This window comes from Variovorax sp. KK3, assembly GCF_001984055.1.
Taxonomy (GTDB): domain Bacteria; phylum Pseudomonadota; class Gammaproteobacteria; order Burkholderiales; family Burkholderiaceae_C; genus Variovorax.
Window position 1 is genome coordinate 1 of record NZ_LYVO01000012.1, and the last position, 15,878, is coordinate 15,878.

Genomic DNA, 15,878 nt, shown 5'->3' on the forward strand with positions numbered 1-15,878 from the left:
TGCCGCCCCAGCCGCCGCCGTAGCTGATTTCGCCGTTCACCAGGATGCCGTCGACGCCCCTACCGCCGATGCCGATCTGGACCACCTGGGCTTGCGCACCGGACGCCAGCCAGAGCGCCAGCGTGATCGCGATGCCGTTCAACCGCCACGGCCGGCTTTGTGGTTCACGTCTTTGGCGGGCGACGTGTCCGCGCGTGCGGGTCGAGCCGGTGCATCGCGCCAGTTCTGAAGCCACCTGGTGAATGCCAAGTGCGGCGTTGAAGACGACGCGATAGATGCAGTTCATGAAGTGAGCGAACCCGCGGTGCAAGACATGGACGCGCAATCTATCGGCGGGTCGAATCCGTGTCAGGAGTTCGCGACTATTTGCGATATTTGGGCGCTACGCGGCTCCGAAGAAGCGCCACACTGCTCGCATGAACGACACCCACGCCCCACCCGCCGACGCCGTCGCGGCCGTCACCCATCCCGACCCGTACGGCTGGTACGCGGAACTGCGCGAAGGCCCCGCACTGGCGCGCGACGAGCGTCTGCACCTGTGGGTCGCGAGCCGGGCCGAAGTTGTTCGCGAACTCTTCACCCATCCGGCGCTGCGGGTGCGGCCCGCCACGGAGCCGGTGCCGCGCGCCATCGCGGGCACCCCGGCTGGCGAGTTGTTCGGCCGCCTCGTGCGGATGAACGACGGTGCGCCGCATGCGGCGCACAAGCCCGTACTGCAACGCGCGCTGGCGAGGATGGACCTGGGGCTGGCGCAGGCGGGCATGCGGCGCATCGTTGCGGAACTGTCGGCTGCCACGGTGGACGATGCCTGCTTCGCCTGGCCGGTCGCGGGCGTGGGCCACCTGCTGGGCTTTGCCGACGACGACTTGCCGGCGCTGGCGGCCTGGACGCGCGATTTCGTCGCCTGTCTGTCGCCGCTGTCCAGCGAGGCGCAATTGCAGGCCGCGAGCGAGGCCGCGGTTGCGCTGATGGCGCGCTTCGAAACGTTGGCCACCAAGCGCCCGGCCCGCGAAGGCAGCCTGCTCGCGGCCGTGCGTGCCGAGGCGCCGGACGACGGCTCGCCCGCGTTGCTGGCGAATCTGGTCGGGCTGCTATCGCAGACCTGCGAGGCGACCGCCGGCCTGATGGGCAACAGCCTGGTGGCCCTGGCGCGCGAGCCGGGGCTGCCCGAGCAGGTGCGGGCGCAGCCAGATCTGGTGCAGGCGCTGGTCGAGGAAACCGCGCGCCACGACCCCTCGGTGCAGAACACGCGGCGCTTCGCGGCCGAGCCGCTGAGCCTGGCGAGCGTCACGCTCGCTGCCGGCGACGCGGTGCTGCTGGTGCTCGGGGCGGCGCATCGCGATCCGGCGCTCAACCCGTCGCCGGACCGCTTCGATCTGCATCGCGCCGAGCGCCACTTGCTGGGCTTCGGCCATGGCGCGCATGCCTGCCCGGGGCAGGCCCTGGCTTGCACCTTGGCCGCTGTCGGCGTTCAAACGCTGTTAGCGGGCGGGCTGGACCCGGCCTCGCTGGCGATCCGCGGCTGGACCTATCGGCCTTCGGCCAACGCGCGCATTCCGGTCTTTCGCTGAGCCGCTCAGGCCGCGGCGCGCCAGCGGCCGGTGGCTTCGAGAAAGGGCGACAGGCTGGCCGGGCCGAAGCGCAGGGGCAGGGCGCCGGCGGCGCGCCGGGCACTCACCACGCGCATGCGCAACAGCCGCTCGGCGCCTTCGAAGGAGTCGAGCTCCGGGCCGTCCCACACGACTTCCGCCGTCGCCGCGACCTGCAGCAGGTCGCCGCGCTCGAAGTCGACGAACAGCAGACCGGCCACCGGATTCACCGCGATGTTGCCCAGCGTGTTGAAGAAGAAGTTGCCGATGAATTCGGGCACCGTCATCGTGCCGTCGTCGTCCAGCCGCACGAAGCCGGGACGGCCGCCTCGGTGCGACACGTCGACGCCCTGGGCCGGGCCGTCCGCATGCGCCGCCGCGGGATGTGCGGTCGCGATGAAGAAGGTGTCGGCCTCTCGGATCATCGCCTGCGCGTGGGCGTCCAGCCTTTCCATGCGCGGCCCGAACTGCGCGCCTTGTGCGCCGCCCGTGAAGACCGGCTCGCGTGCCTGGATGTACTTCGGGCAGTTGCCGAAGCTTTGCCCCACCTCGATCGAAAAGCCGCGGCCGTCGAGCGCATCGAGCGTGCCGTTCATGCGGTTGCGCCGGCGCGTGTGCGGCTCGATGCCCAGCAGTGCGATCGGCGCGCCGGGCACGAGGGCCGCGGCCAGCGGATCGCTTGCCATCGGCAACGCGTCGATGCGCAGGTGGCGTGGATCGGGCGAGTGCGCGAAGCCGGGCGGCGCAGCGAGCAGGCTGGCCCAGGGCCGGCCTTCGCCATCGAGGCTGCCGGTGACCAGAAAGGGCAGTTGCGCGAAGAAGCTGCGATGCTGGTCGGGCATGTAGTCGCGCAGCACGCGCGGGCCGATCTCGGCCATGCGTTCCGCGACGCCGGCGCGCGCCTGCAGCAGGCGTTCGCCTTCGTGCCACGCGGCGGCGTGCACCGGAAGGCCTTCGCTTTCGCCTGCGGTGCGAGCCCCGTTCGGAGCGGCCGGCCCGGGGCTCATGATGCCAGCCCGATCGGTGACCGCACCATCGGCACGAAGCCTGGCAGCGATTCGACGCGCGCCAGCCATTCGCGCACCTTCGGATAGGGCTCGAGCGAGACGTTGCCTTCGGGCACGTGGGCGACGTAGCTGTAGTTGGCGACGTCCGCGAGCGTCAGGTCGTCGCCGGCCAGAAAGGGCTGGTGTGCCAGTTCCTGCTCCATCACCGTCAGCAGGTTGTGTGAACGCGCGATCACGTCGGACGGGTCGGTCGCCAGCCCGAAGAGCACGATGACGCGCGCCATCGAAGGCCCCTGCGCCAGCGGACCCGCGGCCACCGACAGCCACCGCTGCACGCGCGCTGCGCCGAGCGCATCGCGCGGCAGCCAGCGTGCCGGGTCGGGCGCGTAGCGTTCGTTCAGGTAGAGCAGGATCGCGTTCGAATCGGCCAGCGTCACGTCGCCGTCCTGGATCACCGGCACCTGGCCGAAGGGGTTGAGCCGCAGGAATGCGGGGCTGCGCTGCTCGCCGGCGCGCAAGTCGACCTCGACGGTTTCGAAGGGCAGGTCGAGCAGCGAGAGAAAGAGGCGGACGCGGTGGCAGTGGCCGGAGATGGTCGCGTTGTGGACGGTGATGGGGCTGGCGGGACTTGTGAGGCGTGCGGCGGTCATGGGCGTGCTCCTGCGGGATGGGTTGAATCGAATGGGCCGATTGTTCGTTGTTGCCTCGATCGGAGTAATGGGCCGGACTGCACTTCACTGCTGCGATTTCCGGTTTAATCGTGCGATGGACCGCCTCAAAGCCATGCACACCTTCGTGCAGATCGCCGACCACGGCAGCCTGACCCGCGCGGCCGATGCGCTCGACAGCTCCCTGCCTGCCGTGGTGCGCTCCCTCGCCGCGCTCGAAGCGCACCTGGGGGTGCGCCTGTTCCATCGCACCACGCGCCGCATCACGCTGACCGAGGAGGGCCGGCAGTACCTGGCCAGCGCGCGCGAGGTGCTGTCGGCGGCCGATGCGGCCGACCGCGCGCTGTCGGTGGAAGCGGCCGAACCCGCAGGGCAGCTCACCATCACCGCACCCGTGCTGTTCGGGCACATGTACGTGGCGCCGGCGATCGTTCGCTTTCTCGAGCGCTACGACAAGATGCGCTGCAGCGTGCTGCTGCACGACCGCACGGTGAACCTGCTGGAGGAGGGCATCGATGTCGGCATCCGCATCAGCCCGCTCGAAGATTCGTCGTTGGTCGCGCAGCAGCTGGGCAGCATCCGCCGCGTGGTGGTGGCGAGCCCCGAGTACCTGCGCAAGCATGGCGTGCCGAGCCATCCGCGCGAACTGCTGGATGCCAACTGCGTGCGTGTGATGCCGGGCGCGCCCGTGTCCTTTCGCGAGAACGGCCGCAGCTTCACCGTGGCGGCGCGCGGCAACCTGGAGTTCAACCACATCGCGCCGGCGGTGGAGGCCTGCGCGGCGAGCGTGGGCTTCGGCATCTTCTTCTCGTACCAGGTGCTGCCGCTGGTGCGCGAGGGGCGGCTGCGGATCGTGCTCGAAGCCTTCGAGTCGGTGCCGCGGCCGGTCAGCGTGATCTATCCGAACGCGCGCCTGCTGCCGGCGCGCACGCGCGCCTTCATCGACTGGATGAAGGCCGAATTCCAGGGGCTCAAATTGTGAACCGGGGCGGATTCGCCCTTGCGCCACAATGCCCCGGTGTCTTCCACCGCCCCATCCTCCCCGCTCTTCCAGGCCAACCATCTTTTCAAGCGCTACGGCGACGTCACGGTGGTCGACGACTTCTCGTTCTCGATCGCGCCCGGCGAATGCCTGGGCGTGATCGGGCCCAACGGCGCCGGCAAGACCACGACCATCCGGATGTGCCTGGGCCTCACCGCGCCCGACGGCGGCTCCATCGAAGCGCTGGGCGGGCTGTCGATGCCGCGGGATGGACGCGCCATCAAGGCGCAGCTCGGCGTGGTGAGCCAGTTCGACACGCTCGACCCGGACTTCAGCTGTGCCGAGAACCTGATGGTCTACGCGCGCTACTTCGGCATGAGCCGGCGCGAGATCACGCCGCGCATTCCGAAGCTGCTGGAGTTTGCGTCCCTGTCGCACAAGGCCGATGCCAAGCCGGGCGAGCTGTCGGGCGGCATGCGCCGCCGGCTGTCGCTGGCGCGCGCGCTGGTCAACGACCCGAAGCTGCTGATGCTCGACGAGCCCACCACGGGGCTCGACCCGCAGGCGCGCCACCTGATGTGGGAACGGCTGCAACTGCTGCTGCAGCAGGGCAAGTCGATCCTGCTGACCACGCACTTCATGGACGAGGCCGAGCGCCTTTGCTCGCGGCTGATCGTGATCGACCACGGCCGCAAGATCGCCGAGGGCCGGCCGCGCGACCTGATCGCCGAGCACTTGGAGCCCGACGTGGTCGAGGTCTACGGCAATGGCGCACTGGCACTCGCGCAATCGCCGCTGAAGGACTTCGCTGCGCGCGTGGAAGTGAGCGGCGAGACGGTGTTCTTCTATACGCAGGACGCACGCGGCCTGCTCAACGCGCTGGACGGCCACAAGGGCCTGCGCACATTCCATCGGCCGGCCAATCTGGAAGACCTGTTCCTCAAATTGACCGGCCGGCAAATTCGGGAAGACGGCTGATGAGTGCCTTGATCAACGAAGCATCCCCGGCGGCGCCTTCGGTGTGGCGCCCGCCCGAGTTGTCGATGCGCTGGTGGCCGGTGTTCCTGCGCAACCTGCTGGTGTGGCGCAAGCTCGCCATACCGAGCCTGATCGGCAACATCGCGGAGCCCTTGATCTGGCTCATTGCGTTCGGCTACGGCATGGGTGCGCTGGTCGGCAAGGTGGACGTGGGGGGCACTTCCGTGCCCTACATCCTTTTCCTGGCCAGCGGGTCGATCTGCATGAGTTCGATGAACGCGGCTTCGTTCGAGGCGCTGTACTCGGCCTTCTCGCGCATGCACGTGCAGAAGACCTGGGACGGCATCATGAACGCGCCCGTGGGCCTCGACGACGTGGTGATGGCCGAGATGCTGTGGGCCGCCTTCAAGGCGATCTTCACGACCACGGCCATCCTGTTCGTGATGCTGGGGCTGGGCATCAGCCACAGCCCGAAGCTGCTGGTCGCATGGCTGGTGCTGGCGGGCGTGGGCATCACCTTTTCGTGCATCGCGCTGATCTTCAACGCCCTGGCGAAGGGCTACGACTTCTTCACCTATTACTTCACGCTCTTCATGACGCCGATGATGTTCCTGTCGGGCGTGTTCTTTCCGCTGGAGCAGTTGCCCGGCGTGGTCCACACCATCGCGAACTGGCTGCCGCTGGCCAACGCCGTGGCGCTGGTGCGGCCGCTGTTCATGGACCAGTGGCCGGCCGACTGGTGGCGGCACGCGCTCGTGCTGCTGGGCTACACCGTGGTGGCGTACTGGGTGGCGCTGGCGTTGACGCGGCGGCGGTTCGGGGCCTGAGCGCACGACGCCATCGTTTGATCGCGATGCTAGCTGCGATGTACTGCGTACTCCGACGCCAAGGCCACCATCGCGCCGCAAATCATGCCGGGAAGGAGGCCTGCCAAGGCGGCGTCCGGGTAGCCCGTGAACCCATACGCTAACGCGCTCGCGACCGCACCGCCCGTTGCCGCACCGGATGTCATGCGGACCACCAACGAGTTGCCTGTCGAAGCCTGCGTCGGGGCATGCATGGTTTCAATGGTTTCAATGGCTTCGACAGCGATGCGGACATCTGCGTCCGACGCGGTCACCCCGGAGGGTACGTCGAGGCTGTCGGGAGCGTGACCGCCCTCCGCGATGCTGTTCGCTTGAGTGGAGCCCGACTCTTCGCGTGGCGGCGGCACGTTCGATCTGGTGATGTTGCTCGTGTTGATCGTGTTCATGGGTTTCCCAATTGAAATGAATCAAGTCGTCGACCGGAGCCGCTCGATCGCCTGCATCGCAAGGTCCTGCACGTGGCGGAAGCTGTCGTCGCCGCGTGCGATGTCGAAGGCACCGTCGAAGAAGCGGATCGCCGTTTCGGGCTGCCCGAGACCTGCCATGCATTCGCCCAGCCGGTACATCGAGGTCGGCGTTCGGTTCTGTTGCAGGCTCAGGCCGTAGAGCACGGCCGCGATGTTGAAGATGGCCAGGCGCTGGAAAGCACGCCCGGCGATGAAGGAATATCGGCTGTCCTTGGGGTGATGAACGGCGAGTTGCAGCGCCAGCGGCGCAGCCTGCAGGAAGTGGCCTTCGTCGCACAGCTGTTGAACCAGCCGGAAAAGCGCGGCCTGTTGCGGGGCGGACAGCGTGCCCTCGGGCGGCGGCACGTAACCTTGTTCCAACGCGCACTGCAGTTGCGGCAGATTCGCCGAGGCTGCGCGTGCGAGCGCTTCGATTTTCTGGTTCGGATGGTGTTGCAAAGTCAAGCTCCCTGGTGACTGCCCGATTGGCGCCCATGAGTCACGGGGCTCGCTTCAAAAGTTCCAAAAAGTAACGGGGCCGTCACCAAAGGTCGCCGTCTCGCGGCCGCCGAAGCGACGATTCAACCGAAGGCCTGGGTCAGCGAATGAATGAGGAGCCCGACAAGCCCGCCGACCAGCGTGCCGTTGATGCGAATGAACTGCAGGTCGCGCCCGATGTGCTTTTCGAGCTCGGTGCTCATCTCTTCGGCGTTCCATTGGCCGACGCGCTCGACGATGTAGCGGCGGATGTCTTCGCGGTAGCGCTCGATGGCGCGCGGTGCGGCGTCGATGACCTGCTCGTTGATCCAGCGCCGCATGGCCTCGTCGGCAGCGAGCCGGTCTCCGAGCGAGCCCGACAGCGCGACGATGCGCTGGCGAATGCTGGAGTCGTCTCTGGCCAGGTCCGCGTGCAGCCAGGCCAGCAGTTCGCTCCACAGCCCGTGCAGGTATTCGCCGATGGCCGGATGCGCCTGCAGCTCCGCACGGATGGCCTCGCCGCGGCGCTGGAACTCGGGGTCGGTCTTGAGCCGGTCGACGAACTCGCGCGTGAAGGTGTCGAATCGCTGGCGCATCGGGTGCGCCGGGTCGCCAGCCATGTCGGCCACGGTGCGCGCCGCCGCGGCCACCACCTTGCGGCTGGCCAGCCGGGCCGTGACCTGGTCGAGGCCGACGTAGCGCAGCGCCCGGATCTCGCGCGCGATAGCTTCGGTGATCTGCGACTGGACCTCCTCGCCCTCGACCGCGGCGGCGACCTGCGCCAGCACGTCGTCGAGCAGCGCCTGGTGGCGGCCATGCGCGGTCAGCGCATCGAGCGCCTGGCCTGCCAGGCGCGCGACGTCGAGCTGCGCCAGGCCGGCAGCCGTCATGCGCCCGATGAAGTCGCGCACCCGCGCGTCGTCGAAGACCGAAAGCCCGTAACGCGCCGCCGCCACCAGGTGCTCGCCCAGCACGGCGGCGTGCGCCGGCTGCGACAGCCACAGGGCGAGCCGCGTCGCCGGGTCGAACTGTTCGAGCTTGGCCAGCACCTGCGGCGTGCTCAGGAAGTTGTTGCAGATGAAGCCGGCCAGCCTCGCGCCGATGCGGTCCTTGTTGGACGGGATGATCGCCGTGTGCGGAATCGGCAGGCCCAGCGGATGCCGGAACAGCGCGACCACCGCGAACCAGTCGGCGATGGCGCCGACCATCGCCGCCTCGGCGAAGGCGGCCACGTAGCCCCAGGCCGGGTGCCGCGCCGCGAGCGCCGTCGCCACCGCGTAGAGCAGGGCGGCAGCGCCGAGCAGGCCGAGGGCGACGCGCTTCAGCGGATCTCCCGGGTGGCCGCCAGCCCCCGCAGGAACTGCTCGCAGCGCGCCAGCTGCGCCAGGGTGACGTATTCGTCGGGCTGGTGCGCCTGGGTGATGCTGCCGGGGCCGCACACCACCGTCGGAATGCCGGCCTGCTTGAAGAGGCCGGCCTCGGTGCCGAAGGCGACCAGCGCGGTGCGCGTCTCGCCCGACAGGCGCTGCGCCAGCCGCGTGACCGGGTCGTCGGCGCTGGTCAGGAAGCTGGGGATCTCGCAGATGGTCTCGAAGTTGAAGCCGGCCTCGGGCGCGATCTTCTTCATGCCGGCTTCCAGGCGGTTGGCATGCAGACGGATCTCTTTCTGCATGCGCTGCGCGTCGGCCGTGGGCAGGTCGCGAAACTCGTAGCGGAACTCGGCGTCGCGCGGCACCACGTTGTCGGCGATGCCGCCATGGAACTGGCCCACGCTGGCGGTGCTGAAGGGCACGTCGAAGCCGGCGCAGCGCGGCTCCTCGCGTTCGAAGCCCTCGGCCATGTCGCGCAGCCTGCCGATCAGGCGCGCCGCCATCTCGATGGCATTGACCGAGCGCGGCGTCAGCGACGAATGCGCCTCCTTGCCGCGCACGCAGCAGCGGTAGCGGTACACGCCCTTGTGGGCGATGGCGGGGACCATCATGGTCGGCTCGCCGACGATGCAGGCCAGCGGCCGGATGTTCTGCTCTTTGAGGTCGGCGATCAGCTCGCGCACGCCGAAGCAGCCGACTTCCTCGTCGTAGCTGAAGGCGAAATGCACGGCGAAGGGCGAATCGCTTTCGATGAAATGCTGGGCATTGGCCAGGGCGATCGCGATGAAGCTCTTCATGTCGGCCGAGCCGCGGCCGTAGAGGCGGGGCTCCACCGACATCGATTCGCCGTTGTGCTCGTCCTGCGGCCAGTCCTGCACGATGGCCGACAGCGGGTCGACGCTCCAGGCCTGGCCGTCCCAGGGCACGGTGTCGGTGTGGCCCGAGACGATGACGCCGGCCGGCTTGCCGGCACCCAGGGTGGCGAAGAGGTTGGCCTTGGTCTTGTCGGCGTTGTAGGTCAGGCGGCTGCGCACGCCCAGGCCGGCCAGGTGGTCGCGGGCGAAGTCGATCAGCTCGAGGTTGCTGTTGGCGCTGACGGTGTTCATGCGCACCAGCGTCTGGGCGAAGTCTAGGCTGCGGGTGGAAAGGGGCGGTGGCATCCGGGCATTGTCACAAAACTTGCAGCCGAATCGGGTGATTCGTCATACCTTGCATTGATAAAGAAGCCGTTGTCGAGTGGAGAAGTCGCGGGGTGGCGAGTACTTACGGCTGAGCCTAGACTGCTGCTTATGAAACTAATCGATTCTTTGGTCACGCAGGCGGCCGGCATGGCCGTCGTCCGGCGCGACCTGCATGCCCACCCTGAACTCTGCTTCAAGGAGGTTCGCACCGCCGACGTGGTGGCCGCCAAGCTCACCGAATGGGGTATTCCCATTCACCGCGGCCTGGCCACCACCGGCGTGATCGGCATCGTCAAGAACGGCACCAGCGCCCGCGCGGTCGGCCTGCGCGCCGACATGGACGCATTGCCCGTCACCGAGCTCAACACCTTCGACCACGCCAGCAAGCACCCCGGCAAGATGCACGCCTGCGGCCACGACGGGCACACGGCGATGCTGCTTGCGGCAGCGCAGCATCTGGCGAAGAACCGCAACTTCGACGGCACGGTCTACCTGATCTTCCAGCCGGCCGAAGAAGGCGGCGGCGGCGCCCGCGAGATGGTGAAGGAAGGGCTCTTCGAGCAGTTTCCGATGGAGGCGGTGTTCGGCATGCACAACTGGCCAGGCATGAAGGCGGGCCAGTTCGCCGTCAGCCCCGGGCCGGCCATGGCATCGAGCAGCGAGTTCACCATCACCATCCACGGCAAGGGCGGGCACGCGGCGCTGCCGCACACCGGCATCGACCCGGTGCCGATTGCCTGCGAAATGGTGCAGGCCTTCCAGACCATCGTCACCCGCAACAAGAAGTCGACCGACCCGGGCGTCATCTCGGTGACCATGATTCATGCCGGCGAGGCCAGCAACGTCATCCCCGACACCTGCGAACTCAGGGGAACCGTGCGCACCTTCACCCTGGAGGCGCTGGACCTGATCGAAGCGCGCATGAGAACGATCGCCGAGCACGTGAGCGCGGCGCACGAGGCGCGGTGCGACTTCCATTTCCACCGCAACTACCCGCCCACCATCAACTCCGCGGCCGAGGCGAATTTCGCGCGCCGGGTGATGGCCGGCATCGTGGGCGAGGACAACGTGCTCGAGCAGGAGGGCGCCATGACCGCCGAAGACTTTGCGTTCATGCTTCAGGCCAAGCCCGGCGCCTACGCCTTCATCGGCAACGGCGACGGCAGCCACCGCGACCTGCACCATGGCGGCGGCCCCTGCATGCTGCACAACGCGAGCTACGACTTCAACGACGAGTTGATACCGCTCGGCGCGACCTGCTGGGTGCGGCTGGCCGAAGAGTTCCTGGGCAGCCCCGGCGCGGCCGAGGGGCGCGGCGCATGATCGGCGTCGGCGAGGCCTTCGCACCCCGGTACGCGCTGGCGCGGCGCAAGTTTCTCGAAGGCTGCGCCGGCGCCGGGCTTGCCGTGCGCTCCCACGTGCATCCGCTCGCGGGCCGCGACGGCGAGGAGCTGGCGCTCGACGTGGCGCTCGACGGCGCGCCGGACGCCGAGGCGCTGTTGATCGTCAGCAGCGGCTGCCATGGCGTGGAGGGCCACTGCGGCAGCGGCGTGCAGGTGTTCGCGCTGCACGACGCCGAGTGGCGCGAGAAGGCGCGCGACCGCGGCGTGGCGGTGCTGTACCTGCATGCGCTCAACCCGCACGGCTTTTCGCTCGGCCGGCGCGTGACCCACGAGAACGTGGACCTGAACCGCAACTTCGTGGATTTTTCGAAGCCGCTGCCGGTCAACGAGGCCTATGCCAGCCTGCATGCGCTGCTGCTGCCCGAAGCCTGGCCGCCCACGCCCGACAACCAGGCCGCGATCGACACGCTGATCGCGCGCGAAGGCCTGGCCTTCTACCAGGCCGCCGTGAGCCGCGGCCAGTACCAGTTCGCCGACGGCCTGTTCTTCGGCGGCGCCGCGCCGACCTGGAGCAACCGCACCGTGCGCGAGGTGCTGCGCACGCATGCCGCCGCCGCGCGGCGCGTGGGCTGGATCGACATGCACACCGGGCTCGGCCCCAACGGCATCGGCGAGCGCATCTTCGCCTGCCGCGACGACCCCGCGGCCTACGCGCGTGCCAATGCCTGGTGGGGCACGCCGGCCTTGCCGGTCACCTCGATGTACGACGGCTCGTCCACCTCGGCCTTTCTGACGGGGCTCATGGCCTTTTCGCTGGAAGAAGAATGCCCGCGGGCCGAGTTCACCGCGATCGCGCTCGAATACGGCACCGAGCCGATGCTCGAAGTCATGACCGCGCTGCGCGGCGACCACTGGCTGCACCGGCACCCGGGCGCGCCGGCCGAACTGGCAGAGTCGATCCGCGCGCGCATGTTCGCCGCCTTCTACAGCGACACCGATGCCTGGCGCGGGCAGGTGATCAGCCAGGCGCGGCAGGCGATGTTCCAGGCCGCAGACGGGTTGGCCGGATAGCCCGTTCAGAACTTAGACTCGACGGGAAACTGCTCCCGCCCACCATGAATTCCCCGACCCAGGTGCTCGGCGCCTGCCCCCACGATTGCCCCGACACCTGTTCCTTCGTGACCACCGTGCAGGAAGGCCGCGCCGTCAAGCTGCAAGGCAACCCCGAGCACGCGCACACGGCGGGTGCCTTGTGTACCAAGGTCTCGCGCTACATCGAGCGCAACGATCATCCCGAGCGGCTGCTCAGCCCGATGAAACGGGTGGGCCCCAAGGGCAGCGGCCGCTTCGAGGCCGTGAGCTGGGATGCCGCCCTCGATGACATCGCCGCGCGCCTGAACGCCCTTGCAAACGACAGGCCGGAGGCGATCCTGCCCTACAGCTACGCCGGCACCATGGGCCTGGTGCAGGGCGAATCGATGGACCGGCGCTTCTTCCACAAGCTCGGCGCCTCGCTGCTCGACCGCACCATCTGCTCGACGGCCGGCGGTGAAGCCATGACGTACACGCTGGGCGGCAAGGTGGGCATGCGGATGCAGTTCTTCGCCGAGGCGAAGCTGATCCTGATCTGGGGCAGCAACTCGATCGCGAGCAACCTGCACTTCTGGCGGCACGCCCAGGCGGCCAAGCGGGCCGGCGCCAGGCTGGTGTGCATCGACCCGCGCCGCACCGAAACCGCCGACAAATGCGACGAGCACGTCGCGCTGCTGCCGGGCACCGATGCCGCGCTGGCCCTGGCGCTGATGCACGAGCTGATCGTGCATGACTGGCTCGACCACGACTACATCGCGCAGCACACCCTGGGCTGGGAGCCGCTGCGAGCGCGCGCGCTGCAATGGCCGCCTGCGCGCGCGGCCGCCGTCTGCGGCGTGCCCGAGGCGCAGATCGTCGACCTGGCCCGCGCCTACGGCACCACCCGCCCGGCCGCGATCCGCCTCAACTACGGCATGCAGCGGGTGCACGGGGGCGGCAACGCAGCGCGCGCCATCGCCTGCCTGCCCGCGCTGGTTGGTGCCTGGCGTGAGCGCGCCGGTGGCTTGCTGCTCAGCAGCTCCGGGTTGTTTCCGGTGGACCGCGCCGCGCTGCAGCGGCCCGACCTGCTGGCCGGCCGCCGGCCGCGCACCATCAACATGAGCACCATCGGCGACGCGCTGCTCGACCGCGCGAATCCGGTCGACGCGATCGTCGTCTACAACAGCAACCCGGTGGCGGTGGCGCCGGACTCGGGCAAGGTGGTCGCGGGCTTCGCGCGCGAAGACCTCTTTACGGTGGTGCTGGAGCAGTTCCAGACCGACACCGCCGATTACGCCGACTACCTGCTCCCCGCCACCACCCAGCTCGAGCACTGGGACATCCACACCAGCTATGGCCACACCGACGTGCTGCTGAACCGGCCCGCCGTGGCGCCGCGCGGCGAGGCGCGCAGCAACGCCTGGGTGTTCCGCGCGCTGGCACGCCGCATGGGCTTCGACGACCCTTGCTTCGCCGATGACGACGAAGCGCTGTGCCGCAGCGCCTTCGCGCCGGGCGTGATCGACTTCGAGGCGCTCGCGGTCCGGGGCTTCGCGACGCTGCCGCTGCCCGATGCGCCCTATGCCGGTGGCGCATTTCCCACGCCCTCGGGTCGCTGCGAGTTCTTCAGCGCGCGCCTCGCCGCGATGGGGCAGGACGGCCTGCCGGACCACGTGCCCAACCACGAGCCGGCCGGCAGCTCCACCGCGTTTCCGCTCGCGATGATCTCGCCGCCCGCGCGCAACTTCCTCAACTCGAGCTTCGTCAACGTGAAGAGCCTGCGTGCCATCGAGGGCGAGCCGCTGCTGGAAATCCACGAAAGCGATGCCGCCGCGCGCGGCATCGTCGACGGCGCGATGGTGCGCGTGTTCAACCGGCGCGGCGAACACCGCTGCCGCGCCGAGGTGTCGCGCCGCGCCCGACCGGGCGTGGTGCACGGGCTGGGCATCTGGTGGCGCAAGCTCGGCGTGGACGGCACCAACGTCAACCAGCTCACCAGCCAGCGGCTGACCGACATCGGCCGCGGCCCCACCTTCTACGACTGCCTGGTCGAGGTGGCGCCGGCATGAGGCGTCGCCGCGCCGCTTCGCGTCTGGGCCTGGGGGCGCTGGCCCTGGCGCTGCTGGGCGGTTGCGCGGACCTGGGCTACTACTGGCAATCGGCCAGCGGCCACATCGACCTGATGCGCGCGGCGCGCCCGGTGCCGGAATGGCTGCAGGACCCGAAGGTCTCCGAGCCGCTCAAGGCCAAGCTGGAACTGGCGCAACGCATCCGCCGCTTCGCCGTGGCCGAACTGGGCTTGCCCGACAACGCCAGCTACAAGTCGTATGCCGACCTGCATCGCGCCGCCGCGGTCTGGAACGTGGTGGCGGCGCCGCCGCATTCGCTGACCCTCAAGACCTGGTGCTTCCCGGTTGCCGGCTGCGTCGGCTACCGCGGCTACTACGAAGAGGCCGCGGCGCGGGCCGAAGCCGCCGTGCAGAGCGGGCAGGGCCTGGAGTCGGTCGCGTACCCGGTGCCGGCCTATTCCACGCTGGGCTGGATGAACTGGGCCGGCGGCGACCCGCTGCTGTCCACCTTCATCGGCTACCCGGAAGGCGAACTCGCCCGCATCGTGTTCCACGAACTCGCGCACCAGGTGCTCTACGTCGCGGGCGACACCATGTTCAACGAATCCTTCGCCACCGCGGTGGAGCGCATCGGCGGCGCGCGCTGGCTGCAGACCCAGGCCGGCGAGGCCGCGCGCCTGGAGTACGCCCAGTTCGACGCGCGTCGCCAGCAGTTTCGTGTGCTGACGGCGAACACGCGGCGTGCCTTGGCGGACGTCTATGCCTCGCTGGCGGCGCAGCAGCAGGACTGGGCCACGGTCGACGTGCAGAAGAATGCGGCGATGGAGGAGTTTCGCCGGCGCTATGCCGAACTGCGCGCGGGCTGGAGCGGCCCGCGGCAGGGCGCCTACGACGGCTGGGTGGCCCGCGCCAACAACGCGCTCTTCGGCGCGCAGGCCGCCTACGACGACCTGGTTCCCGGCTTCGAAGCCCTGTTCGAGCGCGAGGGCCGCGACTGGCCGCGCTTCTACGCCGAAGCCAGGCGCCTCGCCGCACTGCCGCAAGACCAGAGATTGCAGGCGCTGCGCGGCGGCGACGCGACACCGGCCGCCGGCATGCCGGCCGAGCAAATTCATCGACAACCGCAACGACAGGGAGGGCCCGGTGCCTGACATCCAGATCGAACGAAGCCACAACCTGGGCATCGACGCCGCGCGGACGATCGCGCGCCGATGGGTCCGGCAGGTCGAGCAGGACTACGGGCTGAGCTGCAGCTACGAAGAGGGCGACACGCAGGACCTGGGCCGCTTCAGCCGGGCCGGCGTCGACGGCCGCGTCGAGGTCAGCGGGACCGCGTTCAAGCTCCACGCCACGCTGGCCGGCCTGTTCGCCGGCTTCAGCGAACAGATCGAGCACCGCCTGCGGACGAAGCTCGACGAGCTGCTGGGCGAGGGCCCGCAAAAGGGCAGAGCAGGCAGTGGAGGCGATGAAGGCGAGGACGACGACGCCTACAACGACAAGGACTGGCGCTGAGGCGTCTCGTCGGCCGCGCGGCTCAACCGCCGCGCAGCGATTCGATCAGGTCGACGTACTTCTGCTTGGCCTCGTCGGCGCTCGCGCCCTTCTGGGCGGTCCAGGCGTCCCACTTGGCGCGCGCGACGATGTCGCTGAAGCTGGGCTTCTTCTCGGTGTTGTCGCCGACGGTCGCCTGCTTGAACAGGCCGTAGATCTTCAGCAGGGTCGGGTTGTCGGGGCGCTCGGGGAGCAGGCGCGAGTTGGCTTGGGCGGTTTCGAACTGGGCGTTCAGGTCGGACATGGCGGAAGTCTTGTGGCGGAAGGCCGCATCTTAAGT

Annotated in this window: 17 protein-coding genes; 9 read left to right on the plus strand and 8 right to left on the minus strand. The window is 69.0% G+C overall.

Annotated elements, in window-relative coordinates; translation table 11 throughout:
* The coding region (locus tag B0W80_RS34790; RefSeq protein WP_143684526.1) for an ESPR domain-containing protein at positions 1-286 on the minus strand (286 nt) is incomplete at its 3' end.
* 130 nt (positions 287-416) lie between these two features.
* On the opposite strand from B0W80_RS34790, the gene B0W80_RS08030 reads away from it, so the two are divergent.
* Positions 417-1,571, plus strand: coding sequence for a cytochrome P450 (locus tag B0W80_RS08030; RefSeq protein ID WP_076998605.1), 1,155 nt, complete (start codon positions 417-419; stop codon positions 1,569-1,571).
* 5 nt (positions 1,572-1,576) lie between these two features.
* On the opposite strand, the gene B0W80_RS08035 is transcribed toward B0W80_RS08030, so the two are convergent.
* Complete coding sequence (locus B0W80_RS08035) at positions 1,577-2,533, minus strand: pyridoxamine 5'-phosphate oxidase family protein (protein ID WP_076998690.1); 957 nt, start codon at positions 2,531-2,533, stop codon at positions 1,577-1,579.
* Between the two features lie 59 nt (positions 2,534-2,592).
* Positions 2,593-3,246, minus strand: a complete 654-nt coding sequence (locus tag B0W80_RS08040; RefSeq protein WP_076998606.1) for a glutathione S-transferase family protein — start codon at positions 3,244-3,246, stop codon at positions 2,593-2,595.
* A 115-nt stretch (positions 3,247-3,361) separates the two neighbouring features.
* Between B0W80_RS08040 and B0W80_RS08045 the strand changes: the two genes are divergently transcribed.
* From B0W80_RS08045 to B0W80_RS08055, 3 genes are read left to right on the plus strand one after another with little or no spacing between them, the layout of a single operon-like run.
* Positions 3,362-4,246 (plus strand): LysR family transcriptional regulator, encoded by an 885-nt coding sequence (locus tag B0W80_RS08045; RefSeq protein ID WP_076998607.1) that lies wholly within the window; start codon positions 3,362-3,364, stop codon positions 4,244-4,246.
* 36 nt (positions 4,247-4,282) lie between these two features.
* A complete protein-coding gene (locus B0W80_RS08050; protein ID WP_256856514.1) occupies positions 4,283-5,224 on the plus strand; it encodes an ATP-binding cassette domain-containing protein in 942 nt (313 codons plus the stop codon).
* Positions 5,224-6,051, plus strand: a complete 828-nt coding sequence (locus tag B0W80_RS08055) for an ABC transporter permease (protein WP_076998609.1) — start codon at positions 5,224-5,226, stop codon at positions 6,049-6,051. The genes B0W80_RS08050 and B0W80_RS08055 overlap by 1 nt, the downstream gene beginning before the upstream one ends.
* A 29-nt stretch (positions 6,052-6,080) precedes the next feature.
* On the opposite strand, the gene B0W80_RS08060 is transcribed toward B0W80_RS08055, so the two are convergent.
* The 4 genes from B0W80_RS08060 to argE all read right to left on the minus strand — a co-directional run bounded on the left by B0W80_RS08060 (position 6,081) and on the right by argE (position 9,543).
* Positions 6,081-6,476: a hypothetical protein gene (locus B0W80_RS08060; RefSeq protein WP_076998610.1), complete on the minus strand. Its 396-nt coding sequence runs from the start codon at positions 6,474-6,476 to the stop codon at positions 6,081-6,083.
* A gap of 21 nt (positions 6,477-6,497) precedes the next feature.
* On the minus strand, positions 6,498-6,995 hold the full coding sequence (locus tag B0W80_RS08065; RefSeq protein WP_076998611.1) for a hypothetical protein: 498 nt from the start codon (positions 6,993-6,995) through the stop codon (positions 6,498-6,500).
* Positions 6,996-7,117: 122 nt separating this feature from the next.
* Positions 7,118-8,287: a DUF445 domain-containing protein gene (locus B0W80_RS08070; RefSeq protein WP_256856515.1), complete on the minus strand. Its 1,170-nt coding sequence runs from the start codon at positions 8,285-8,287 to the stop codon at positions 7,118-7,120.
* 47 nt (positions 8,288-8,334) lie between these two features.
* Complete coding sequence (gene argE / locus B0W80_RS08075) at positions 8,335-9,543, minus strand: acetylornithine deacetylase (RefSeq protein ID WP_076998612.1); 1,209 nt, start codon at positions 9,541-9,543, stop codon at positions 8,335-8,337.
* Between the two features lie 129 nt (positions 9,544-9,672).
* Between argE and B0W80_RS08080 the strand changes: the two genes are divergently transcribed.
* From B0W80_RS08080 to B0W80_RS08100, 5 genes are read left to right on the plus strand one after another with little or no spacing between them, the layout of a single operon-like run.
* Positions 9,673-10,887, plus strand: coding sequence for a M20 aminoacylase family protein (locus tag B0W80_RS08080; protein ID WP_076998613.1), 1,215 nt, complete (start codon positions 9,673-9,675; stop codon positions 10,885-10,887).
* Positions 10,884-11,978, plus strand: coding sequence for a M14 family metallopeptidase (locus tag B0W80_RS08085; protein WP_076998614.1), 1,095 nt, complete (start codon positions 10,884-10,886; stop codon positions 11,976-11,978). The genes B0W80_RS08080 and B0W80_RS08085 overlap by 4 nt, the downstream gene beginning before the upstream one ends.
* Before the next feature lie 44 nt (positions 11,979-12,022).
* Positions 12,023-14,047, plus strand: a complete 2,025-nt coding sequence (locus tag B0W80_RS08090; RefSeq protein ID WP_076998615.1) for a molybdopterin-dependent oxidoreductase — start codon at positions 12,023-12,025, stop codon at positions 14,045-14,047.
* Complete coding sequence (locus B0W80_RS08095; protein ID WP_083745247.1) at positions 14,044-15,198, plus strand: aminopeptidase; 1,155 nt, start codon at positions 14,044-14,046, stop codon at positions 15,196-15,198. The genes B0W80_RS08090 and B0W80_RS08095 overlap by 4 nt, the downstream gene beginning before the upstream one ends.
* The gene (locus B0W80_RS08100) at positions 15,191-15,559 is read left to right on the plus strand and encodes a polyhydroxyalkanoic acid system family protein (protein WP_076998616.1); all 369 of its coding nucleotides are present in this window, start codon (positions 15,191-15,193) and stop codon (positions 15,557-15,559) included. The genes B0W80_RS08095 and B0W80_RS08100 overlap by 8 nt, the downstream gene beginning before the upstream one ends.
* Before the next feature lie 22 nt (positions 15,560-15,581).
* Here B0W80_RS08100 and B0W80_RS08105 read toward each other — a convergent pair whose 3' ends face one another.
* Positions 15,582-15,842, minus strand: coding sequence for an acyl-CoA-binding protein (locus B0W80_RS08105; RefSeq protein WP_076998617.1), 261 nt, complete (start codon positions 15,840-15,842; stop codon positions 15,582-15,584).
* Positions 15,843-15,878 lie beyond the last annotated feature (36 nt).